This window comes from Azospirillum sp. TSH58, assembly GCF_003119115.1.
Taxonomy (GTDB): Bacteria; Pseudomonadota; Alphaproteobacteria; order Azospirillales; family Azospirillaceae; genus Azospirillum.
The window spans coordinates 633,330-654,876 of the sequence record NZ_CP022366.1 but is presented as its reverse complement, the minus strand read 5'-3'; the positions used below and the strand labels follow the sequence as shown (position 1 = coordinate 654,876).

Below are 21,547 nucleotides of genomic sequence, written 5' to 3'. Positions count from 1 at the left end.
TACACCGCCATGACCTACCGCCGCAGCGGGCGGAGCGGGCTCGACCTGCCGGCCATTTCGCTGGGGCTGTGGCAGAATTTCGGCGGCACCGACGTCTTCGAGACCGGGCGCGCCGTGCTGCGCCGGGCCTTCGACCGCGGCGTCACCCATTTCGACCTCGCCAACAACTACGGCCCGCCGCCGGGCTCGGCGGAGGAGAATTTCGGGCGCGTCCTGGCGACCGACTTCAAGGCCCACCGCGACGAGCTGATCGTCTCCACCAAGGCCGGCTACGACATGTGGCCCGGCCCCTACGGCAGCTGGGGCTCGCGCAAGTACCTGACGGCCAGCCTGGACCAGAGCCTCAAGCGGATGGGGCTCGACTATGTGGACATCTTCTATTCGCACCGCGTCGATCCGCGCACCCCGCTGGAGGAGACGATGGGCGCGCTCGACCACGCCGTGCGGCAGGGCAAGGCGCTCTATGTCGGCATCTCCTCCTACTCGCCGGAGATGACCCGGCGGGCGGCGGCGATCCTCAAGGACCTCGGCACGCCCTGCCTGATCCACCAGCCGTCCTATTCGATGCTGAACCGCTGGATCGAGGGCGGGCTGCTCGACGCGCTGGAGGAGACCGGGATCGGCTGCATCGCCTTCTCGCCGCTGGCCCAGGGCATGCTGACCACCAAGTACCTGAACGGCCAGCCGACCGACGCCCGCGCGGCCAAGGGCGGCACGCTGAAGGCGCACTTCCTGTCGCCGGAGAATCTGGAGCGCGTGCGCGCCCTGGACGCCATCGCCACGCGGCGCGGCCAGACGCTGGCCCAGATGGCCATCGCCTGGGTGCTGCGTGACCCGCGCGTGACCTCCGCCCTGGTCGGCGCCCGCAACGTCGAGCAGCTCGACAACTCGCTCGACGCGCTGAAGAACACCGCCTTCACGCCGGAGGAACTGGCCGAGATCGACCGTCACGCCGTCGATGGCGGGCTGAACCTGTGGCAGAACTCCTCGAACGCCGAAGCCGGCTGATCCGCCGGAAGCCGACATGAAAAGGGCCGTGCCGGGGATGCCGGCGCGGCCCTTTTTCATGACCCTGTGTGCCTCAGCGCATGAGGAGGTGGGGGAGCCAGAGGGAGAAGGCTGGGACGTAGGTGACGAGGAGGAGGGTGACGAAGAGGGCGCCGTAGAAGGGGAGGATGGAGCGCATGACCTGGCCTACGGAGATCTCGCCGATGGCGCAGCCGATGAACTGGGTGGTGCCGACCGGCGGGGTGTTGAGGCCGAGCGCGCAGTTGATCAGCATGACGATGCCGAACTGCACCGGGTCCATGCCGTACTGCATGGCGATGGGCAGGAAGATCGGCGTGCAGATCAGGATCGTGCTCGCCATGTCCATGAAGGTGCCGAGCAGGAACAGGATGATGTTGATCAGCAGGAAGATGACCAGCGGGTTGGTCGAGATGCCGGCCATCAGCTCGCCGGTGATCTCGGCCACCTGATAGAGGCCCATGATGTACTGGAACATCGTGGAGACGCCGATCAGCAGCAGGACGACGCCGGTCGTCTTGACCGTCTTGGCGGCGGCGGCCAGGAAATGGTCCCAGGTCAGCGTGCGGTAGACGAAGGTGGTGAGCAGCAGCGCGTAGATCACCGCGATGGAGGCGGACTCGGTGGCGGTGAAGACGCCCGAGGTGATGCCGGCCAGGATGATCACGACGATGAGCAGGCCGGGCGCCGCGGCGGCGAAGGAGCGGCCCAGGATGGACCAGCCGGGGAAGGTGCCGGGGGGTAGCCGCGCTTGACCGCGACGTAGTAGGCGGCACCCAGGTTGCAGACCATCAGCAGCAGGGCGGGGACGATGCCGGCGGCGATCAGCGCGCCGATGGAGGCTTTGCCGCCGGCGGCCAGCGCGTAGATGATCATGTTGTGGCTGGTCGGCATCAGCGCGCCGACCAGCGCGGCGTGGGTGGTCACGTTGACGGCGTAGTCGGCGTGGTAGCCTTCGCGCTTCATCATCGGGATCATCACCGCACCCATGGCCGAGACGTCGGCGACGGGGGAGCCGGCGACGCCGCCGAACAGGGTGCAGGCGACGACGTTGGACATGCCGAGGCCGCCGCGGATGTGGCCGACCATGTTCTTGGCGGTGGCGACGATCTTGTCGGCGACGCCGCCGTGGAGCATCAGCTCGCCGGAGAAGACGAAGAACGGGATGGCGAGGAAGGAGAAGACGTTCATGCCGGACATCATCTGCTGGAAGATGACGGCGACGGGGAGGCCTTCGTAGAGGATGGTGCAGAGCGCCGACAGGCCGATGGCGAAGGCGACCGGGATGCCCAGGACGAGGAAGCCGAAGAAGGTGACGGCGAGAATGGTCAGTTCCATGACGGCGCGACCTCCTCGCCGCGGATGATGGCGACGATGTGCTCGATCGAGAAGAGCACGATCAGGACGCCCGAAAGCACGAGCGGGATGTAGCGGACGGCTTCGGAGACGTGCAGGTTGGGGATGTAGTAGGCGGCGACGGAATTGCCGAGCACCCAGCCGTTGTAGGCCATGCAGGCGCCGAAGACGCCGACGAGGGCGTAGATGACGATCTCGACCTTGCGGCGGATGACGTCGGGCAGCATGACGAGGAAGGATTCCAGGCCGATGTGTCCGGCGTCGCGGACGCCGACGGCGGCGCCGATGAGGGTGACGTAGAGGACCAGCACGATGGCCAGGCTCTCCGCCCAGGTCGGCGAATCGTTCAGCACGTAGCGGCCGAAGACCTGATAGAACACCACCCCGACGATGGCCATCAGGCCGACCATCGCCACGCACATCCCCGACCGCGCCAGCCGCGCGTTCACCCGCGTGAGCAGGCCCGCGCTCTGCGGGGGGCTGTGGTCCATTGCTTGCAGCTCGATTTCCATGCCGCCGGCTCCCCTCAAAGGACGCGGCGCCGCCCTTCGGTCGGCCGAAGGGAAGCGCCGCGTTCGACTGTGCTTACTTCGTGTCCTGGATGCGCTTCACGAGGCCGTCCAGCTTCGGCGTGCTCGCGAACTGCTTGTAGACGGGAGCCATCGCGTCGATGAACTCCTGCTTGTTCGTAACCTCGACGATCTGGGCGCCGGCCTTCAGGACCACGTCCTTGGACTTCTGCTCACGCTCGTCCCACAGCTTGCGCATGTAGGGGACGGAGTCCTTGGCGGCCTTGCGGATGGCGGCCTGGTCGTCCTTCGACAGGCGGTCCCACGAGACCTTGGAGAAGACCAGCACTTCCGGCGCCATCGCGTGCTCGGTCAGGGTGAAGTACTTGGCGGCCTCGAAGTGGCGCGAGGACTCGTAGGACGGGTAGTTGTTCTCCGCCGCGTCGACGATGCCGGTCTTCAGCGCGGTGTAGACCTCGCCGAAGGGCATCGGCGTGGCGTTGGCGCCCAGCGCCTGGATCATGGCGACGAACAGGTCGGACTGCTGGACGCGGATCTTGGCGCCCTTCATGTCGGCCAGCGTCTTGTAGGGCTTGGCGGCCGAATACATGCTGCGCGAGCCGCTGTCGTAGAAGGCGAGGCCGATCATGCCCTGGCTTTCCATGGCGGCGAGGATCTCGTCGCCGATCGGGCCGTCCAGCACGGCGCGCATGTGCTCGGTGGAGCGGAAGATGAAGGGCAGGGCCGTGACCATCGTCTCCGGGACGACGTTGTTCAGCGGCGCGACGTTGATGCGCATCATGTCGAGCCCGCCGATCTTCAGCTGCTCGATGGTGTCCTTCTCGGTGCCGAGCGCGCCGTTCGGGTAGACCTTCACGCCGAGCTTGCCGCCGGTCCGCTCCTTCAGGAGCTTGTCGACGTACTTCACGGCCTCGACGGTCGGGTAGTCGGCCGGGTGGATGTCCGCGGAGCGGAAATCGCGGGCCACGACCGGGGTGGCGAGCAGGGTGCAGGCCGCGCAGGCGGCGAGAAGGGCGGCGCGGATACCGCGGGTCGAAAGATGCATAGCGTGTCCTCCTGGCGATTCTTAAGCAGCGGTTTTTAGGCTGGTTCTTTGGTTTGGACGGTCGGGTCCGGGAGCCGCCCGGCGCGTGTTCCCGCGCGCCGGCCAGCGGGTGATGGTCGGTGGTGATCCGTCAGGCGAGGAAGTCCTCGCGCGGGGGCGTGAAGATGTCGAGCAGGACGCCCGGCTCCAGCGCCACGACGCCGTGCAGGGCGTTGGACGGCACCATGTAGCCGTCGCCGGTGCCGAGCCGCCGGGTGACGCCTTCGATGGTGACGTCGAAGGAGCCCTTCTCGACCACGGCGCACTGGACGTGCGGGTGGCGGTGCTGCGGCCCGATGGCGCCGGTCTCGAACTCCACGCGCACCATCATCATGGCGTCGTTGTGGCCGAGGATCTTGCGGCGCACCCCGGCGCCCAGGTCCTGCCACGCCACCGCCTCGTCGATCACGAAAACGTCCGTGCTCATCCTCGTCTTCCCCTTACTAGTGCAAGCCAACCCGTCAGCGGGCGAGCCAGCCGCCGTCCACCGGCAGGATCGTGCCGTGGACGTAATCGGACGCATCGGAGGCCAGGAACACCGCGGGTCCGCCCATGTCGGCGGGCTCGCTCCAGCGTCCGGCGGGGATGCGGGCCAGAATTTCGGCGTTGCGGCGCTCGTCGGCGCGCAGCGCGGTGGTGACGCTGGTCGCGACGTAGCCCGGCGCGATGGCGTTCACATTGATGCCCTTGCCCGCCCATTCGTTGGCGAGCAGGCGGGTGATGCCCGCGATGCCGCTCTTCGACGCCGCGTAGGAAGGCACGCGGATGCCGCCCTGGAAGGACAGCATGGAGGCGATGTTGATGATCTTGCCCTTCCGCCCGTTGCCCAGCGCGTAGCGCCCGAAGGCCTGGCAGAGGAAGAAGACCGACTTCAGGTTCACGTCCAGAACGGCGTCCCAGTCGGCCTCGGTGAAGTCCAGCGGGTCGTCGCGGCGGATCAGGCCGGCGTTGTTGACCAGGATGTCCAGCCCGCCGAGCGTGCCGACCGTCTCCTCCATCACCGCGGGGATCGGGGCGATGCTGGACAGGTCGGCGGGGATCGCGGCGAAGCGGCGGCCCAGCCCCTCGACCAGGGCGCGCGTCTCGTCCGGCGGGGTGCGCCCGGCGACCGCGATGTCGGCGCCGGCCCGCGCCAGGGCGACGGCGATGGCCTGCCCGATGCCGCCGTTGCCCCCGGTGACCAGGGCGGTCCTTCCGGTGAGGTCGAAGGGGTTGGTCATGACGGGGTGCTTTCTTTCTTCGTCTTCGACGGGCTGTCCGGCTGCACGCCGGAGAAGAAGAAGGGGTTGGCCCCCTGGGTGTTCGGAACGGATTCCAGCAGCGCGCCGAGATGGATGGTCATCAGCCGCTCCGCCTCGGCCGGGTCGCGCGCCGCGATGGCGTCGACGATGCCGCCGTGCTCGGCCAGGACATGCGGGATGCGGCCCGGCTCCGGCAGGGTCAGGCGGCGGTAGCGGTCCACCTGCATCTTCACCTGCTGGGCCATGTTCCACAGGCCGGGGAAGCCGGCGATCTCGGAAATCAGGCGGTGGAACTCCTCGTCGGCCTCGTGGAAACCGTCGAGATCGCCCGCCGCCATGGTCTCCTGCTGGAGCAGGATGTTGGCCCGCAGCGCTGCGATCTGGCTGCGCGCGGCACGGACGGCGGCGTAGCGGACCGCGGTGCATTCCAGCGAGGTGCGGATCACCACCGCTTCGGGCAGGGCGTTGACCGGGATGCGGGCGACGAAGGTGCCGGATTGCGGGAAGATCTCGACCAGCCCGTCGTCGGCCAGCCGCAGCAGGGCCTCGCGCACCGGGGTGCGGCTGACGCCGAAGGACTCCGCGACGTGCTTCTCCACGATGGGCTCCCCCGGCTTGCGCCGCATGGCCACGATGTCCCCGCGCAGCGACCGGTAGATCTCCGCGGTGGCCGTCGCGCGGGCGGACAGGCGCGGTTCCTTGGCGGTTCCGAGCGTCTTTCCGGGCACGGTCCCCGATGCGGTTCCGGGCGTTTGGGCATCCAGGGCGGGCCTGGAGGTCGAAGCCATTGCGGTCCTCCCATATGCCGGCCCGTGCCCCATCCGGGGCCGTTCCGTGCTGTTCCTTGAGGAAGAGCATATTAATATATCAGCGTGCCGCGCAAGCCTGATTTTGAGGAAGGGGCGAACATTTTTCCGGAGGGAGGGGAAACGGTGGTGTCGAAGAGTTTCGCCAGCACGGGTGGTAACGGCCGTTGAGCATCCGAAGCGATTCGCGGATGGTGGGGGTGCCGGAGGCGTCGCCCCCATGTGTCCGCTTCGCGCTGGATTGGAAATGAGGGGGGGCACCCACCAACACCGATGGACCCGTCGCGAAACGGCGCCGGCCTCCGATGTTGCGGCAGGAGGTGGTGTGTGTTTGCGTGGTGTTTGCCTGGAGACGAGAGAATATTCATGCCGCATGAAATGCACGAGGCCAATCGCAGGTCCTGGAACGCAGCGACCGTTGCGCATAACAGCCACAAAGGCGATCAGGCCGATTTCTTTAGGAATGGCGGCAGTACCCTCTACAATGAGGAATTGACTTTGCTTGGCGACATTGCGGGCGTCGATCTCCTGCACCTTCAGTGCAACGCTGGTCAGGACAGCCTGAGTCTTGCGAATCTTGGCGCCAGGGTGACGGGCGTCGATATCTCCGACGAGGCCATCGATTTCGCCTCCCGGCTTTCCGACGAAAGCGGCATTCCCGCCCGCTTCGAGCGCGAGGATCTGTTCGCATGGTTCGAGCAATCGGCCAGAGACGGGCGGACCTTCGATCGGGTTTTCGCCTCCTACGGGACCATATGCTGGTTGTCGGACATCGACACGTGGGCGCGGGGCATCTCTTCGGTGCTCAGGCCGGGAGGGAAATTCGTCCTTGTGGAATTCCACCCCTACGCCATGGTTTTCGATGAGCAATGGCAGCCGCACTACGATTACTTCAGAACCGAGCCCATCAAGGAGCCCGGGGTGGGCGATTACGTGGCGGAGTCGGGAGAAGGTCTGGCTCTTGAAGGGTATCAGACCGGAATTGAGAACTTCGTCAATCCGCACCCCTGTTTTGAGTTCTATTGGGGAATCGGCGACGTCGTGTCGGCGCTCATCCGTGCCGGACTGACTCTCGACCGGTTGGTCGAGTATCCCTATTCAAACGGTTGGCGTGGTTTCGAGGGCATGCGTGCGCTTGATGGCAAGCGCTGGGTGCCGCCGGAGACGATGCCCAGCCTTCCTCTCATGTATGGTGTCGCTGCAAGCAAATGACAGGGCGCCCGCCGTTTCGGAGCGGAAGCGGCTTCCAGGCCGTCATGGGAAGGCGGCTTGCGAGGGTCGCCGCGCGAATGCGCCGTCACGCCACGGCCGTTCGGGCGTCTCACCTTCTGCGCGGTGGCGGGCTGGCGTTGGCGGGGCGACAATTGGGGGTTGCCGGGGCTTCGTGAACCGGCCGGCGGGACTGGGGAGGACAGCCGTGAGCACCCTCTTTCGCGACGCTCTGCACGAGGATTTCGGCACCTGGCCCGTCGCCTACATCCCCTACGGCGGGGCCGATTTCGGCGAGATCAGGGCGGTGGCGGAGGCCATCGGCGACGGCGACGACGGCGCTTACTACGACGCCTGGACCGCGGCGGGCGACCGGCTGGCGCACGAGGCCGATGCCGCTCTGGCCAAGGGGCGCAAGGCGACCGCCCGTGCCCTCTATCTGCGTGCGAGCGCCTTTTACAACGCCTCGTTCCACCCGCTCTACGGCGCGCCCGTCGATCCGCGGCTGATCGCCGCGTTCCGTAAGGGGACGGCGGCGCTGGACAAGGGGCTTTCGCTCGGGCCACGCCCGGCCATCCCGCTGGCCATTCCCTTCGGCGCGATGGCGCTGCCCGGCCGCTTCATCCCGGCGGAGGGCTTCGAGACCCGGGTCCGCCCGCTGATCGTCTTCACCAACGGCTACGACGCCACCATCACCGACCTGTATTTCGCGTCGGCGGTGGCGGCCTCGCGGCGGGGCTATCACTGCCTGCTGTTCGACGGCCCCGGCCAGGGGGCCATGCTCTACGAGCACAACGTTCCGCTGCGGCCGGACTGGGAAACGGTGATCGGGGCGGTGGTCGATTTCGCCGAGACCCTGCCGCTCGTCGACGCGGCGCGCATCGCGCTCAGCGGCTGGAGCCTGGGCGGGCATCTCGCCCCGCGCGGCGCGTCGGGCGAACCGCGCATCGCGGCGCTGATCGCCGATCCCGGAACCTGGAGCATCGCCGACGGCTTCCGCGACGTGGTGGTGCACACGCTCGGCGTCGCGCCGGAGGAGGCGGCCGACCTCGGCGCCCTGGACCAGGCCGTGATCGACCGCATGGACGCCTTCATCCGCAGCCACCGCCAACTGAACTGGAAGGTCGTGCAGCGCGGCTTCTGGGTGCACGGCGTCGCGGACCTGCGCTCCTACCTCGCCTCGGCGGAGCAATTCACCATGCGCGGGCGGGCGCATCTCATCGCCTGCCCCACCCTGATCACCCAGGCGGAGGGTGACGCCCTGTCGGCCGGCGCGGGCGCCTTCTTCGACGCGCTCGGCGCCCCGAAGACGCTGATGCGCTTCACCGCCGCCGAGGGCGCCGACGGCCATTGCGAGATGGGCAACCGCTCCCTCCTGAACCTCCGCGTTCTCGACTGGCTGGACGACCGGTTCGAGGTGGGAGGCTGAGCGCTTCCCGTCCTCCCGTTCAGTGGTTGTCGCGCGGGATGCCCATGGTCTGGGCGACGCGCTGGTACTTGACGGCGGGCTTCAGCACCATACCCTCGTCGAGCTGGTCGACGATGCCGCGCTGGATCTCCTGCCAGGGAGTCTGCGACGGCGGGATGGGGTAGCCGCCCGCGGCCTCCAGAGCGGCGCGGCGGTCGGCCAGTTCCCCTTCCGGAATCAGGATGTCGGCGCTGCCGCGGCGCAGGTCGATGCGAACCCGGTCGCCGCTGCGCAGCAGGGCCAGCCCGCCGCCCGCCGCCGCCTCCGGCGAGGCGTTGAGGATGGAGGGCGAGCCCGAGGTGCCGGACTGGCGGCCGTCGCCGATGCAGGGAAGGGAATGGACACCCTGCTTGATCAGCGTGGCGGGGGGCCGCATGTTGACCACCTCCGCCGCCCCCGGATAGCCGATGGGGCCGGTGCCGCGGATGACCAGGATGGTGTAGGCGTCGATGCCCAGGGCGGGGTCGTCGATGCTGTGATGGTAGTCCTCCGGCCCGTCGAAGACGACCACCTTGCCCTCGAACGCCTCCGGGTCCTGCGGGTTGGACAGGTAGCGTTCGCGGAATTCGTCGGAGATGACGCTGGTCTTCATGATGGCCGCGCCGAACAGGTTGCCGCGCAGCACCACGAAGCCGGCGTTGGGCATCAGTGGCTCGTCGATGGGGTGGATCACCCGCGTGTCGAGGATCGGCTGCTGGCGGCAGTTCTCGCCGATGGTCCGGCCGTTGACGGTGGGCGCCCCCTCGCGGATCAGCCCCTTGCCCATCAGCTGGGCGACGACCGCGGGCACGCCGCCGGCGCGGTGGAAGTCCTCGCCCAGATACTCGCCGGCCGGCTGGAGGTTGACCAGCAGCGGCACGTCGTGCCCATGGGTCTGCCAGTCCTCCACCGTCAGCGGCACGCCGATGTGCTTGGCGATGGCGTTGATGTGGATCGGCGCGTTGGTCGAGCCGCCGATGGCGGAGTTGACGACGATGGCGTTGAGGAAGGCGTCGCGGGTCAGGATGTCGGACGGCTTGAGGTCCTCGCGGACCATCCCGACGATGCGCTTGCCGGTCTCGTAGGCGGCCTGCTGGCGCTCGCGGTAGGGGGCGGGGATGGCGGCGGAGCCGGGAAGCTGCATGCCCAGCACCTCGGCCAGCGAATTCATCGTGGAGGCCGTGCCCATCGTGTTGCAGTAGCCGGTCGAGGGGGCCGAGGAAGCCACCAGCTCGATGAAGCCCTGATAGTCGATCTCGCCGGCCGCCATCATCTGGCGCGCCTTCCACACGATGGTGCCCGAGCCGGTGCGCTCACCGCGGAACCAACCGTTCAGCATGGGGCCGACCGACAGGGCGATGGCCGGGATGTTCACGGTCGCCGCCGCCATCAGGCAGGCGGGGGTCGTCTTGTCGCAGCCGATGGTCAGCACCACCCCGTCGAGCGGGTAGCCGTGCAGCACCTCGACGAGGCCGAGATAGGCGAGGTTGCGGTCGAGCGAGGCGGTGGGCCGCTTGCCGGTTTCCTGGATCGGGTGGACGGGGAACTCGATGGCGATGCCGCCGGCGGTGCGGATGCCCTCGCGCAGGCGTTCGGCCAGGACCAGATGGTGCCGGTTGCAGGGGCTGAGATCGGAGCCGGTCTGGGCGATGCCGATGATCGGCGCGCCCGATTGCAGCTCCTCCCGCGTCAGCCCGAAATTCAGGTAACGCTCCAGATAGAGCGCGGTCATGTCGGGGTTGTCGGGGTTGTCGAACCACGCGCGCGACCGCAGCCGCCGGGCGGAACCGGACTCCGGGTGGTGGGAGGAGGGTTTCGTATCGGGCATGTCGGCACCAATTCGGGTTGGGGGCGCGGACCGGGGGCGGCCGGCGCCGGGGTCGTTCGGAGCCTCGTTCGGGGCGTCGTCGGGAGTCGGCCGGGTGGCGTGCCCGGCGCTTTACCAGTGGAAGGCGTCGGTGGTGCGCCAGCGCCCGACCAGACAGGCGTCGGCCACCAGTTGCAGCGGACGGGCGTCGACGTCGCCGGCCGCGTCCGCGATCAGATGGCGGAAGCGGCGGTAGATGCCCTGGTACTCGGCGTCGGGCTCGGCCAGCACGGGCACGCCGTCCACGCTCAGCCGCGTGCCGCCATGGGTCAGGTCGAGCCGCCCACCCTCCGCTCCGATGCCGTCCGTCTCGATGGCGATGGTCCAGGTCTGCTCGCCCTCCTGGAGGAAGTCGAAGGCGGCCGTCACTGTCCCGACGGCGGAGCCCGCAGCCCCCTCCATCCTCAGGGTGGCGGCGATGGGGGTGTCGCGGTTGGCGGGGACCCGCAGCTCGGCGTCGCGGACGACGACGGGTGCCGGCAGGATCTCGGTCAGGATCGACAGGGCGTTGATGCCCGGATCGAAGACGCCGAAGCCCCCCGCCGCGAAGATCCAATCCTGGCCGGGATGCCAGCGCCGCACGTCCTCCTTCCAGGTGATGGCAACGTTCCGGACGGTGGCGCCGGCCAGCCGCCGCCGCGTCTCCTTCACCGCCGCGTTGAAGCGGGAGTGCCAGGCGGCGAACAGCGTGCGCTTGGCACCCTCCGCCGCGTCGAGCAGGAGGCGCAGCTCCGTCAGGGTGGCGGCCGGCGGCTTCTCGATCAGCACATGCTTGCCGGCGCGCAGCGCCTCCACCGTCAGGGCGTGGCGGACCGCGGGCGGCGTGCAGATCGCCACGGCGTCGAGGCCGGGCAGGGCGGCCAGCATCTCCGCCTGGCTGCGGAAGACCGCCACGTCGCCGTGCCCAATCTCCTCCATGGAGGCGCCGTGCGGGCTGACCACCGCGGCGAGCCGGAACAGGCCGGTGGCGGCGATGGCCGGGACATGTTGGTCGCGGGCGATCTTGCCGAAGCCGACGATGCCGAGGGTGAGCGGGGTGGGACGGGTCATGACAGTCCTCACGCCTTGTTCTTGTTGTAGACGTCGATGGTCACGGCGGCGAGCAGCACCATGCCCTTGATGACCTGCTGCCAGTCGATGCCGATCCCCAGGATCGACATGCCGTTGTTCATCACGCCCATGATGAAGGCGCCGATCACCGCCCCGGTCACCCGGCCCACCCCGCCCGAGGCCGAGGCGCCGCCGATGAAGCAGGCGGCGATCACGTCCAGCTCGAACGAGACGCCGGCCTTCGGCGTGGCGGTGTTCAGTCTTGCGGCGAAGATCAGCCCGGCCAGCGCCGCCAGAACCCCCATGTTGACGAAGGTGTAGAAGCTGAGCCGCCGGGTGTCGATGCCCGACAGCTTGGCCGCCTTCTCGTTGCCGCCCAGCGCGTAGACGCGCCGCCCCACCGTGGTGTTGCGGGTGACGAAGCCGTAGAGCGCGATCAGCACGCTCATGATGATCAGCACGTTGGGCAGGCCGCGGTAGGAGGCCATCAACTGCCCGACATAGAGCAGCACGGCGGCCAGCGCGACGTTCTTCGCCACGAACAGCGGCAGCGGCTCCTGCTCGATGGCGACGCTCTGCCGGCGCAGGCGCGCCGTGGTGTTCATCGCCACCAGCGCGGCGGCGACCGTCCCGCAGAGCAGCAGGCTGGTCAGGTGGAACCTGCCCAGGTTGAAGGCGTCGAGTGCCAGGAAATCCGGGATGAAACCGGAGCTGAGGCGCTGGAACTCCACCGGGAAGGGACCGACCGACTGGCCGGCCAGCAGGATCAGGCAGAGGCCGCGGAAGACCAGCATGCCGGCCAGCGTCACGATGAAGGAGGGGATGCGCAGATAGGCGACCCAGAAGCCCTGCACCGCCCCGATCGCCGCCCCGGCCAGCAGGCACAGCAGCGTCGTGGTGACGAAGTCCAGGTGGAGCCGCACCATCAGCGTCGCCGCCAGCGCGCCGATGAGGGCGACGACGGAGCCCACCGACAGGTCGATGTGCCCGGCGACGATCACCAGCAGCATGCCCAGCGCCATGATGACGATGTAGCTGTTCTGCAGCACGAGGTTGGTCAGGTTCAGCGGCTGCAGCAGCGTGCCGTCGGTCATGTACTGGAAGAACAGGACGATCGCGACCAGCGACAGCAGCATGCCGTAATCGCGCATGTGCGCCTTCACGAACCGGCCCATGGACACCCGCGGGCCGCGGGCCGGAAGGTTGAGTTCGGCACTCATGGCAGAGCCTCCCCGGACATCAGCGTCTCCCCGGAGCGCATGATGGCCCGCATGATTTTCTCCTGGCTGGCCTCGGCCGCCGGCATCTCGGCGACCATCTCGCCCGCGTTCATCACGCAGATGCGGTCGGCGACGCCCAGCAGCTCCGGCATTTCCGACGAGATCAGGACGACGCCCCGGCCCTCGGCGACCAGCTGGTTGATGATGGTGTAGATCTCGTACTTGGCGCCGACGTCGATGCCGCGGGTCGGCTCGTCGAGGATCAGCACCTGCGGGTCGGCGAACAGCCATTTGCTGAGCACGACCTTCTGCTGGTTGCCGCCCGACAGGTTGACCGTCTCCTGGAACACGTCGGCGCAGCGGATGCGCAGCCGGCGCCGGAACTCCTCCGCCACCTGGACCTCGCGCTCATGGTCGATGACCCAGCGTTTCGCCACCCCCTTGAGGTTCGCCAGCGTGACGTTGTGGCGGATGTCGTTGTCGAGCACGAGGCCGAGATGCTTGCGGTCCTCCGTCGCGTAGGCGAGGCCGTTCGCCATGGCCCGGCTGATGGTGGAGACGTCGATCTCCCGCCCGTTCAGGAAGGCCTGACCACGGATGTTGCGGCCGTAGGAGCGGCCGAACAGGCTCATCGCGAACTCGGTGCGGCCGGCGCCCATCAGCCCGGCGATGCCCACCACCTCGCCGCGGCGGACGGTCAGGTTCACGTCGCGGACGACGCGCCGGCCGGGATGGGCCGGGTGGTCGGCGCTCCAGCCCTTGACCTCGAACAGCACATCGCCGGGCACGGTGGTCCGTTTGGGGTAGCGGTCCGACAGCGCGCGCCCGACCATGCCGCGGATGATGCGGTCCTGGCTGACCACCGCCTCGCGGCAGTCCAGCGTCTCCACCGTCGTGCCGTCGCGCAGGATGGTCACCCGGTCGGCGACCTTGGCGATCTCGTTCAGCTTGTGCGAGATGAGGATGGAGGCGATGCCGCGCGCCTTGAAGCGCAGCAGCAGTTCCAGCAGGGCGTCGCTGTCGCTCTCGTTCAGGCTGGCGGTCGGCTCGTCCAGGATCAGCAGCTTGACCTCCTTGGACAGCGCCTTGGCGATCTCCACGAGCTGCTGCTTGCCGACGCCGATGTCGGTGATCAGGGTCTCCGGCGGGTCGTGCAGCCCGACCAGGCGCAGCAGCTCCCGCGCCCGCAGGGTGGCGGCGTCCCAGTCGATCACGCCTCGCCTCGCCTGCTCGTTGCCGAGGAACAGGTTCTCGGTGATCGACAGCAGCGGAACCAGGGCGAGTTCCTGGTGGATGATGATGATGCCCTGCCGCTCGCTGTCGGCGATGCCGCGGAAGGCCTGCGGCTGGCCGCGGAAGCGGATCTCGCCGTCGAAGCTGCCCTGCGGGTAGACCCCGCTCAGCACCTTCATCAGCGTCGACTTGCCGGCGCCGTTCTCGCCGATCAGCGCGTGGATCTCGCCCTCGCGGACCGACAGGTTGACGTTGTCCAGCGCCTTCACGCCGGGAAACGTCTTGGTGATGCCGTTCATCTCCAGGATCGGCATCGCCAGACTGGACCGCTCCAGGATGGAGTCCATGAACACCTCCGATCGCCCGGTCGAACCTCAGGCCGGTGGCGGGGGGCGCCGGTTGGTGCCCGCCCCGCGCCGCTTCGTCACTTGAACTGGGCTTCGGTGTAGTAGCCGCTGCCGACCAGCGTGCTCTTCCAGTTGGAGGCGTCCACGCTGACCGGCTTCAGCAGATAGGCCGGGACGACCTTCTTGCCGTTGTCGTAGGTCTTGGTGTCGTTGACCGGCGGCGTGCCGCCGCCCAGCACCGCGTCCACCATCTCCACCGTGATCCGGGCCAGCTCGCGGGTGTCCTTGAAGACGGTGGCCCGCTGCTCGCCCGCCAGGATCGACTTGATCGAGGGCACCTCGGCGTCCTGGCCGGTCACCACGGGCATCGGCTGCGACGGCGAGCCGTAGCCGACCCCCTTCAGGGAGGAGATGATGCCGATGCTGATCCCGTCGTAGGGCGACAGCACGGCGTCGACGCGCCGGTTGCCGTAGAAGGCGCTCAGCAGGTTGTCCATGCGGGCCTGGGCGGTGGCGCCGTCCCAGCGCAGGGTGGACACCTTGTCCATGCCCACCTGACCGCTGCCCACCTTCAGCTTGCCGCTGTCGATGTGGGGCTGCAGCACCGACATGGCGCCGTTGTAGAAGAAGTAGGCGTTGTTGTCGTCGGGGGAGCCGCCGAACAGCTCGATGTTGAACGGACCCTTGCCGTCCTTCAGCCCCAGCGCGTCGACGATGTAGCTGCCCTGGAGCACGCCGACCTGGAAATTGTCGAAGGTGGCGTAATAGTCGACGTTTTCCGACCCGCGGATCAGCCGGTCGTAGGCGATGACCTTCACCCCGCGGTCCTTGGCCTGCTGAAGCACGTCGGTCAGCGTCGTGCCGTCGATGGCCGCGATCACCAGGACCTTGCTGTTCTTGGCGACCATCGTCTCGATCTGGGCGAGCTGGTTGGGGATGTCGTCCTCGGCGTATTGCAGGTCGGTCTTGTAGCCCTTGGCCTGGAACTGCTTGACCATGTTGTTGCCGTCGTCGATCCAGCGGGCCGAGGACTTGGTGGGCATCGCGATGCCGACGGTGGGCTTGTCCTGCGCCAGCGTCGGCGCGGCGGCAACGGTCAGGGCCAGCACGCCGACGGCCATCCCGGCCAGTGTGGTCGTGAATGAAGAAGACATGGGCCGAATTCCTCCCCCTTCTGCGGCACCGGGTTGGCCACACCCGCGGCTCTTGAACGGGTGTCGGGTGGCGCAATGTTTGTAAGGCTAGCAATCGGCCGAAAAACCATAACTGTCAAATACGATTATTGGCGGAATCCATACACATTTCGATATCACTTGATGGGCCGGTATCACGTGAAGAGCTGGACTGCGGCGTCTCAAGCGCGCGGCGCATCTTCGCGTCGGACGCCGCCCGCAAGGCGGCCAGGGCGGTGCGGGCGCCCGGCGACAGCGGGCGGTCCTTCAGCCAGAAGATGCCGTAGGGCTCGACGCTGAAGCGTTTGTGGAAGGGCACGATGGTGCAGCTGCCGGTGGGGGAGAACACCTGGGCGAGCGCGCGGGCGAAGACGGTGACCGAATCGTTCTCGGCCACCATCGCCAGGGAGATGACCGGGGAGGCGCTTTCGATCACCTTGCGCGGCGGCGGAACCCCCTCGGCGCGGAACAGGGCCTCGACCCGGCTGCGCAGCAGGCTTCCCAGCGGCTGGAGAATCCAAGTGGCGTCCACCAGATCGGCGGCGGTCAGCGGGCGGCCGAGCCGCAGCAGCGGGTGCCCGTCGCGGCAGACGAAGCACAGCTCCTCGCTGCTGATCTCCTGGTAGTCGAAGCAGGCGGCGTCGACGTGGTCGGGCAGGCGGCCGATCGCGAAATCCATCACGCCCTGTTGCACCCGCTCGGCCAGCACGTCGCTGGTTTCCACCGCCACGGCGATCTTCAGGTCGGGATGGTCGCGGGTCAGCGTGGTGATCACCGGCACCACCAGCTCCACCGCCGGGGCCATCACCGTGCCGATGGAGACGCTGCCGCTGTGGCCGGCCAGCAGGTCGTTCAGCTCCTCCCCGGCCTCCTGCAGGCCGCTGAGGATCGTCCGCGCGTGGCGGATCATCAGGCTGCCGTACCAGTTCGGCTCGACGCCGCGGCCATGGCGCTCGAACAGGCTGACGCCCAGCGACTCCTCCAGATCCCCCAGCAGCTTCGAGGCCGCCGGCTGCGACATGGTCAGGCTGGCGGCGGCGCGGTGCAGGTTGCGGTGCTCGTCCAGGGCCACGAAGAGCTGGAGATGGCGCAGCTTCAGCCGGGCCTTGAGGAACCAGTTGGCCGGGAAACGGTGCGGGGTCACGGGCGGGGGCCTCCGGTCTGATGACGCCGCGGGCATACGAAATCTCGTATCGCCGGCGCCGATATTCGTATTGGACGATTATCAGAACGCCCTTTATTGTTGGCATGGTCAACAAAATTCGGAACGGGACCGCGAGGGGGGGCGAGACGGCATGCCGCAGGAGGTTCGTTGCGTCTGGCCCGCCCGGGCGCTCCTGGGCGAAGGCCCGCTGTGGTCGCCGGGGCAGGGCGCCGTCTTCTTCGTCGACATCCACGGATCGCGGATTCTGCGCCACGGGCTCGACGACGGGACGCGGACGGAATGGGCGCTGGAGGACGCTGCCTGCTGGCTGGTCGAGTGCGCCGATGGCGACGGCTTCATCGCCGGGCTGCGCTCGCGCCGGGTGGTCCGTCTGCGGCTTGAGCCGGGCCGCGCGGTGATCGTCGGGGAGCTGGCGCGGATCGACCCCGGCCGGCCGGGCAACCGGCTGAACGACGCCAAGGCCGACGCGCAGGGGCGCCTGTGGATCGGCAGCATGGACGACGGGGAGGAAACGCCGTCCGGCGCCTTCCACCGGCTCGACCCCGATGGTTCGGTCTCGCGTGTGGACGAGGGCTACACCGTCGCCAACGGCCCGGCCCTGTCGCCGGACGGGCGGACGCTCTACCACACCGACAGCGCCGCGCGGACGATCCACGCCTTCGATCTGGACGGCGCGGGGCGGCTGTCCGGCAAGCGCGCCCACATCCGCTTCGGCGAGGCCGATGGCTATCCCGACGGCATGACCTGCGACGCCGAGGGAGGCCTGTGGGTCGCCCATTGGGACGGCGGGCGGGTCAGCCGCTTCCGGCCCGACGGCACGCTGGACCGCGCGATCGCGCTGCCGGTGTCGCGCGTCACCTCCTGCGTCTTCGCCGGTCCCGCCCTCGACCGGCTGTTCGTGACCACCGCGGCCCATGGCATCGGCCGTGACGGCCGGCCCGACGAACCGCTGGCCGGCGCACTGTTCGCGTGCGATCCCGGCGTTCGCGGCCTGCCGCCCGGCCGATTTGGCCGACCGCCGGGCCCACCGCTGGGCTGACCGGCCCACCCGCAATCGACCCGCCAGAAGGACCCCAACGGCCATGGCCTCCAGCGCCCGCCCCTACCGGGGAGTGTTCCCCGTCGTCCCCACCATCTTCACCGAGACGGGGGACCTCGACCTCGCCGGGCAGACGCGCTGCGTCGATTTCATGATCGACGCCGGTTCCGACGGCCTGTGCATCCTCGCCAACTTCTCCGAGCAATTCGTGCTGACCGACGCCGAGCGCGAGCTGCTGATGGAGACCATCCTCGGCCACGTCGCCGGCCGGGTGCCGGTCATCGTCACCACCACCCATTTCAGCACCGCCGCCTGCGCGACGCGCAGCCGCCGCGCCCAGGAGCTGGGGGCGGCCATGGTGATGGTCATGCCGCCCTACCACGGCGCCACCATCCGCGTGCCCGAGGCGGGCATCGTCGGCTTCTTCCAGCGGGTGTCCGACGCCATCGACATCCCGATCATGATCCAGGACGCCCCGGTCAGCGGCACCCCGCTGTCCGCGGAGCTGCTGGCCCGCATGGCGCAGGAGATCGCCAACGTCGCCTACTTCAAGGTCGAGGTGCCGCAGGCCGCCGCCAAGCTGCGCCGGCTGATCGAGCTGGGGGGCTCCGCCGTCGAGGGGCCGTGGGACGGCGAGGAGGCGATCACCCTGCTGGCCGACCTCGACGCCGGGGCCACCGGCGCCATGACGGGCGGCGGCTATCCCGACGGCATCCGCCAGATCGTCGACCCCTTCCTGGCCGGCGACCGCGAGGCGGCGGTGGCTGCCTACGGGCGCTGGCTGCCGCTGATCAACCACGAGAACCGCCAGTGCGGCCTCGCCACCGCCAAGATCCTGATGAAGGAGGGCGGCATCATCGCCTGCGACGCCGTGCGCCACCCGCTGGCGGACCCTCATCCGGCCAGCCGCGCCGGCCTGCTCGACGCCGCCCGCCGCCTCGACCCGCTGGTCCTGCGCTGGGCGCGCTGAAGACAGCGGCGCCACCCCTCGCCAAACCGGGAGACCCATGATGACCATCGCCGGCGAGATGCTGATCGGTGCCGAGAGCCACCGTGGTTCCGACGGCGATTTCCGCGCCGTCGATCCCGCCACCGGCGCGGAACTGGAGCCGGTCTTCGGCGGCGGCGGGGCGGCGGAGGTCGAGCGCGCCTGCGCGCTGGCCTGGGCCGCCTTCGACACCTTCCGCGAGACCGGGCTGGAGGCGCGGGCCGTCTTCCTGGAGACCATCGCCGCGAACATCCTCGACCTCGGCGACGCGCTGATCGCCCGCGCCATGGCCGAGAGCGGCCTGCCGCGCCCCCGGCTGGAGGGGGAGCGCGGGCGCACCGTCGGCCAGCTCCGCCTGTTCGCCCAGACGGTGCGCGAGGGCGGCTGGCTGGAGGCCCGCATCGACCCGGCCCTGCCGGAGCGCACACCGCTGCCGCGCCCCGACGTCCGGCAGCGCCACATCCCGCTCGGGCCGGTCGCGGTGTTCGGCGCGTCGAATTTCCCGCTGGCCTTCTCGGTGGCCGGCGGCGACACCGCGTCCGCGCTGGCCGCCGGTTGTCCGGTCGTGGTCAAGGGCCATTCCGCCCATCCCGGCACGTCGGAGCTGGTCGGCCGGGCCATCCGGGCGGCGGTGGCGTCCTGCGGTCTGCCCGAGGGGGTCTTCTCGCTGCTGTTCGGCGTCGGCAACCCCATCGGAACGGCGCTGGTCGCCGACCCGCGCATCAAGGCGGTGGGCTTCACCGGCTCGCGTGGCGGCGGCCTTGCCCTAATGGCGGCGGCGGCCCGCCGGCCCGAGCCGATCCCGGTCTATGCGGAGATGAGCAGCATCAACCCGGTCTTCCTGATGCCGGCGGCCCTGGCCGCGCGGGCGGAGGCGCTTGGCAAGGGCTTCGTGGCGTCGCTGACCATGGGCGCCGGCCAGTTCTGCACCAACCCCGGCATCCTGCTGGGCGTCGACGGGCCGGACCTCGACCGCTTCGTGGCCGCCGCGGTGGACGCGCTGGGCGGCAGCGCCGCTTCGACCATGCTGACCCCGGCCATACACGCCGCCTACGATTCGGGGGTGGCGCGGCTGTCCGGCAGCGCCGCCGTGGCGACGCTCGCCCGCGGCCTGGCCTGCAGCGGCCCGAACCAGGCCCAGGCCGCCCTGTTCGGCACGACGGCCGACGCCTTCCTCGGCGATCCGGCCCTGCAGGACGAGGTGTTCGGGGCGGCCTCCCTGCTGATCCGCTGCCCGGACGCGGCGGCGATGCGGACCGTCGCCGAACGGCTGGAGGGCCAGCTCACCGCGACCGTCCAGATGGACGCGGCGGACGGCGATGCCGTGGCCGCCCTGCTGCCCACGCTGGAGCGCAAGGCGGGCCGCATCCTGGCCAACGGCTGGCCGACCGGCGTCGAGGTCTGCCACGCCATGGTTCATGGCGGCCCCTTCCCGGCGACGTCGGACAGCCGATCCACCTCGGTCGGCACCTTGGCGATCCGGCGCTTCCTGCGCCCGGTCTGCTACCAGGACATCCCCGCCGCCCTGCTGCCGGAGGCGCTGCGCGACGGCAATCCGCTCGGCCTGTGGCGGCGGATCGACGGCGTGCTTGGACAAGAGTGAGGGAGGGACCGGCAACGCTTTGCCCGCATCGGGCGATCATGCCGGTTTCGGTATCGCTTCGGTCGAGAATCGTATTGGACAGATATGGTTTTGGACGCCTAAAGTTGGCACAACGAACAGATGCGAGCGGGCGCTGCCCGGATCGATGACAAGACACCCAGGGGAGTGAAACGGTATGTCCAGGACATGGCTGATCTCCGCCGCTGCCGCCGCGGCCTTGTTGATCGGACTCGGCGGGGCGCAGGCCGCCGACAAGAAGCTGGTGGTCGGCTTCTCGCAGATCGGCTCGGAATCGGGCTGGCGCGCCGCCGAGACCAAGACCGCCAAGGCGGAGGCCGAGAAGCGCGGGATCGACCTGAAGATCTCCGACGCCCAGCAGAAGCAGGAGAACCAGATCAAGGCCGTGCGCTCCTTCGTCGCCCAGGGCGTGGACGCCATCTTCATCGCGCCCGTGGTGGCGACCGGCTGGGATTCGGTGCTGAAGGAGGCCAAGGAGGCGAAAATTCCCGTCGTCCTGCTCGACCGCCAGATCGAGACCCGCGACCCCGGCCTCTACATGACCGCCGTCACCTCCGACACGGTGCTCGAGGGCCGGGTCGCCGGCGAATGGCTGGCCAAGCAGACCGGCGGCACCTGCAACGTGGTCGAACTCCAGGGCACCGTCGGCTCCTCCCCCGCCATCAACCGCAAGAAGGGCTTCGACGAGGTCGTCGCCAAGAATCCCGGCATGAAGATCGTCCGCACCCAGTCCGGCGACTTCACCCGCGCCAAGGGCAAGGAGGTGATGGAGAGCTTCATCAAGGCGGAGAACGGCGGCAAGTCCATCTGCGCGGTCTACGCCCACAACGACGACATGGCGGTCGGTGCCATCCAGGCGATCAAGGAGGCCGGGCTGAAGCCGGGCAAGGACATCCTGGTCGTGTCCATCGACGGCGTGCCCGACATCTTCAAGGCGATGGCCGACGGCGAGGCGAACGCGACCGTGGAACTGACGCCGAACATGGCCGGTCCGGCCTTCGACGCGCTGATCGCCTTCAAGACGGACGGCAAGGCGCCGCCGAAATGGATCCAGACGGAGTCGGCCCTGTTCACCCCCGACACCGCCAAGGCCGAGTACGAACGCCGCAAGGACGCCTACTGACCCGGCCACCCCACGGCACCGCC

At 69.0% G+C, this 21,547-nt stretch carries 18 protein-coding genes and 1 pseudogene; 7 read left to right on the top strand and 12 right to left on the bottom strand.

Features of this window, described 5'->3' with window-relative positions:
* Positions 1-9: 9 nt before the first annotated feature.
* Positions 10-1,008, top strand: a complete 999-nt coding sequence (gene mgrA, locus TSH58p_RS21580) for an L-glyceraldehyde 3-phosphate reductase (RefSeq protein WP_109469418.1) — start codon at positions 10-12, stop codon at positions 1,006-1,008.
* Between the two features lie 73 nt (positions 1,009-1,081).
* On the opposite strand, the pseudogene TSH58p_RS21575 reads toward mgrA, so the two are convergent.
* The 6 genes and pseudogenes from TSH58p_RS21575 to TSH58p_RS21550 form a co-directional block, all read right to left on the bottom strand.
* Positions 1,082-2,364, bottom strand: a pseudogene (locus TSH58p_RS21575) (TRAP transporter large permease).
* The gene (locus tag TSH58p_RS21570; protein ID WP_109469329.1) at positions 2,355-2,894 is read right to left on the bottom strand and encodes a TRAP transporter small permease; all 540 of its coding nucleotides are present in this window, start codon (positions 2,892-2,894) and stop codon (positions 2,355-2,357) included. Before TSH58p_RS21570 ends, TSH58p_RS21575 begins: the two are co-directional and overlap by 10 nt.
* Before the next feature lie 73 nt (positions 2,895-2,967).
* Positions 2,968-3,957 carry a TRAP transporter substrate-binding protein gene (locus TSH58p_RS21565; protein ID WP_109469417.1) on the bottom strand — a complete coding sequence of 330 codons (990 nt, stop codon included), beginning with the start codon at positions 3,955-3,957 and terminating at the stop codon, positions 2,968-2,970.
* Between the two features lie 130 nt (positions 3,958-4,087).
* A complete protein-coding gene (locus TSH58p_RS21560; RefSeq protein WP_109469328.1) occupies positions 4,088-4,423 on the bottom strand; it encodes a cupin domain-containing protein in 336 nt (111 codons plus the stop codon).
* Between the two features lie 34 nt (positions 4,424-4,457).
* Complete coding sequence (gene kduD, locus TSH58p_RS21555) at positions 4,458-5,216, bottom strand: 2-dehydro-3-deoxy-D-gluconate 5-dehydrogenase KduD (RefSeq protein WP_109469327.1); 759 nt, start codon at positions 5,214-5,216, stop codon at positions 4,458-4,460.
* Positions 5,213-6,025 carry a GntR family transcriptional regulator gene (locus TSH58p_RS21550; RefSeq protein WP_109469326.1) on the bottom strand — a complete coding sequence of 271 codons (813 nt, stop codon included), beginning with the start codon at positions 6,023-6,025 and terminating at the stop codon, positions 5,213-5,215. The genes kduD and TSH58p_RS21550 overlap by 4 nt, the downstream gene beginning before the upstream one ends.
* 384 nt (positions 6,026-6,409) lie before the next feature.
* Here TSH58p_RS21550 and TSH58p_RS21545 point away from each other — a divergent pair, with 384 nt between their 5' ends.
* The gene (locus tag TSH58p_RS21545; protein ID WP_109469325.1) at positions 6,410-7,255 is read left to right on the top strand and encodes a bifunctional 2-polyprenyl-6-hydroxyphenol methylase/3-demethylubiquinol 3-O-methyltransferase UbiG; all 846 of its coding nucleotides are present in this window, start codon (positions 6,410-6,412) and stop codon (positions 7,253-7,255) included.
* A 205-nt stretch (positions 7,256-7,460) separates the two neighbouring features.
* A complete protein-coding gene (locus TSH58p_RS21540; RefSeq protein WP_109469416.1) occupies positions 7,461-8,681 on the top strand; it encodes a S9 family peptidase in 1,221 nt (406 codons plus the stop codon).
* A 19-nt stretch (positions 8,682-8,700) separates the two neighbouring features.
* Here the strand turns inward: TSH58p_RS21540 and TSH58p_RS21535 are convergent, their stop codons facing one another.
* The 6 genes from TSH58p_RS21535 to TSH58p_RS21510 form a co-directional block, all read right to left on the bottom strand.
* The gene (locus TSH58p_RS21535; RefSeq protein WP_109469415.1) at positions 8,701-10,527 is read right to left on the bottom strand and encodes an IlvD/Edd family dehydratase; all 1,827 of its coding nucleotides are present in this window, start codon (positions 10,525-10,527) and stop codon (positions 8,701-8,703) included.
* A gap of 111 nt (positions 10,528-10,638) precedes the next feature.
* Positions 10,639-11,616: a Gfo/Idh/MocA family protein gene (locus tag TSH58p_RS21530; protein WP_109469414.1), complete on the bottom strand. Its 978-nt coding sequence runs from the start codon at positions 11,614-11,616 to the stop codon at positions 10,639-10,641.
* Positions 11,617-11,624: 8 nt separating this feature from the next.
* Positions 11,625-12,836: a multiple monosaccharide ABC transporter permease gene (mmsB, locus tag TSH58p_RS21525; protein ID WP_109469413.1), complete on the bottom strand. Its 1,212-nt coding sequence runs from the start codon at positions 12,834-12,836 to the stop codon at positions 11,625-11,627.
* Positions 12,833-14,416 carry a multiple monosaccharide ABC transporter ATP-binding protein gene (gene mmsA / locus TSH58p_RS21520; RefSeq protein WP_109469412.1) on the bottom strand — a complete coding sequence of 528 codons (1,584 nt, stop codon included), beginning with the start codon at positions 14,414-14,416 and terminating at the stop codon, positions 12,833-12,835. The genes mmsB and mmsA overlap by 4 nt, the downstream gene beginning before the upstream one ends.
* Positions 14,417-14,493: 77 nt before the next feature.
* A complete protein-coding gene (gene chvE / locus TSH58p_RS21515) occupies positions 14,494-15,570 on the bottom strand; it encodes a multiple monosaccharide ABC transporter substrate-binding protein (protein WP_109469411.1) in 1,077 nt (358 codons plus the stop codon).
* Between the two features lie 115 nt (positions 15,571-15,685).
* Positions 15,686-16,732 (bottom strand): LysR family transcriptional regulator, encoded by a 1,047-nt coding sequence (locus TSH58p_RS21510; RefSeq protein ID WP_109469410.1) that lies wholly within the window; start codon positions 16,730-16,732, stop codon positions 15,686-15,688.
* A gap of 151 nt (positions 16,733-16,883) precedes the next feature.
* Between TSH58p_RS21510 and TSH58p_RS21505 the strand changes: the two genes are divergently transcribed.
* From TSH58p_RS21505 to ytfQ, 4 genes are all read left to right on the top strand, one after another.
* Complete coding sequence (locus tag TSH58p_RS21505; protein ID WP_109469409.1) at positions 16,884-17,792, top strand: SMP-30/gluconolactonase/LRE family protein; 909 nt, start codon at positions 16,884-16,886, stop codon at positions 17,790-17,792.
* A 43-nt stretch (positions 17,793-17,835) separates the two neighbouring features.
* Positions 17,836-18,762, top strand: a complete 927-nt coding sequence (locus tag TSH58p_RS21500) for a dihydrodipicolinate synthase family protein (RefSeq protein ID WP_109469408.1) — start codon at positions 17,836-17,838, stop codon at positions 18,760-18,762.
* A gap of 40 nt (positions 18,763-18,802) precedes the next feature.
* Positions 18,803-20,383, top strand: coding sequence for an aldehyde dehydrogenase (NADP(+)) (locus tag TSH58p_RS21495; protein WP_109469422.1), 1,581 nt, complete (start codon positions 18,803-18,805; stop codon positions 20,381-20,383).
* Between the two features lie 175 nt (positions 20,384-20,558).
* Positions 20,559-21,524, top strand: a complete 966-nt coding sequence (ytfQ, locus tag TSH58p_RS21490) for a galactofuranose ABC transporter, galactofuranose-binding protein YtfQ (protein WP_109469407.1) — start codon at positions 20,559-20,561, stop codon at positions 21,522-21,524.
* Positions 21,525-21,547: the final 23 nt, after the last annotated feature.

What these genes read in the sequence shown, in the direction of transcription:
- mgrA (WP_109469418.1), top strand. Translation starts at nt 10, where the DNA reads ATGACCTACCGCCGCAGCGGGCGGAGCGGGCTCGACCTGCCGGCCATT.
- TSH58p_RS21570 (WP_109469329.1), bottom strand. Translation starts at nt 2,894, where the DNA reads ATGGAAATCGAGCTGCAAGCAATGGACCACAGCCCCCCGCAGAGCGCG.
- TSH58p_RS21565 (WP_109469417.1), bottom strand. Translation starts at nt 3,957, where the DNA reads ATGCATCTTTCGACCCGCGGTATCCGCGCCGCCCTTCTCGCCGCCTGC.
- TSH58p_RS21560 (WP_109469328.1), bottom strand. Translation starts at nt 4,423, where the DNA reads ATGAGCACGGACGTTTTCGTGATCGACGAGGCGGTGGCGTGGCAGGAC.
- kduD (WP_109469327.1), bottom strand. Translation starts at nt 5,216, where the DNA reads ATGACCAACCCCTTCGACCTCACCGGAAGGACCGCCCTGGTCACCGGG.
- TSH58p_RS21550 (WP_109469326.1), bottom strand. Translation starts at nt 6,025, where the DNA reads ATGGCTTCGACCTCCAGGCCCGCCCTGGATGCCCAAACGCCCGGAACC.
- TSH58p_RS21545 (WP_109469325.1), top strand. Translation starts at nt 6,410, where the DNA reads ATGCCGCATGAAATGCACGAGGCCAATCGCAGGTCCTGGAACGCAGCG.
- TSH58p_RS21535 (WP_109469415.1), bottom strand. Translation starts at nt 10,527, where the DNA reads ATGCCCGATACGAAACCCTCCTCCCACCACCCGGAGTCCGGTTCCGCC.
- TSH58p_RS21530 (WP_109469414.1), bottom strand. Translation starts at nt 11,616, where the DNA reads ATGACCCGTCCCACCCCGCTCACCCTCGGCATCGTCGGCTTCGGCAAG.
- mmsB (WP_109469413.1), bottom strand. Translation starts at nt 12,836, where the DNA reads ATGAGTGCCGAACTCAACCTTCCGGCCCGCGGCCCGCGGGTGTCCATG.
- mmsA (WP_109469412.1), bottom strand. Translation starts at nt 14,416, where the DNA reads ATGGACTCCATCCTGGAGCGGTCCAGTCTGGCGATGCCGATCCTGGAG.
- chvE (WP_109469411.1), bottom strand. Translation starts at nt 15,570, where the DNA reads ATGTCTTCTTCATTCACGACCACACTGGCCGGGATGGCCGTCGGCGTG.
- TSH58p_RS21505 (WP_109469409.1), top strand. Translation starts at nt 16,884, where the DNA reads ATGCCGCAGGAGGTTCGTTGCGTCTGGCCCGCCCGGGCGCTCCTGGGC.
- TSH58p_RS21500 (WP_109469408.1), top strand. Translation starts at nt 17,836, where the DNA reads ATGGCCTCCAGCGCCCGCCCCTACCGGGGAGTGTTCCCCGTCGTCCCC.
- TSH58p_RS21495 (WP_109469422.1), top strand. Translation starts at nt 18,803, where the DNA reads ATGACCATCGCCGGCGAGATGCTGATCGGTGCCGAGAGCCACCGTGGT.
- ytfQ (WP_109469407.1), top strand. Translation starts at nt 20,559, where the DNA reads ATGTCCAGGACATGGCTGATCTCCGCCGCTGCCGCCGCGGCCTTGTTG.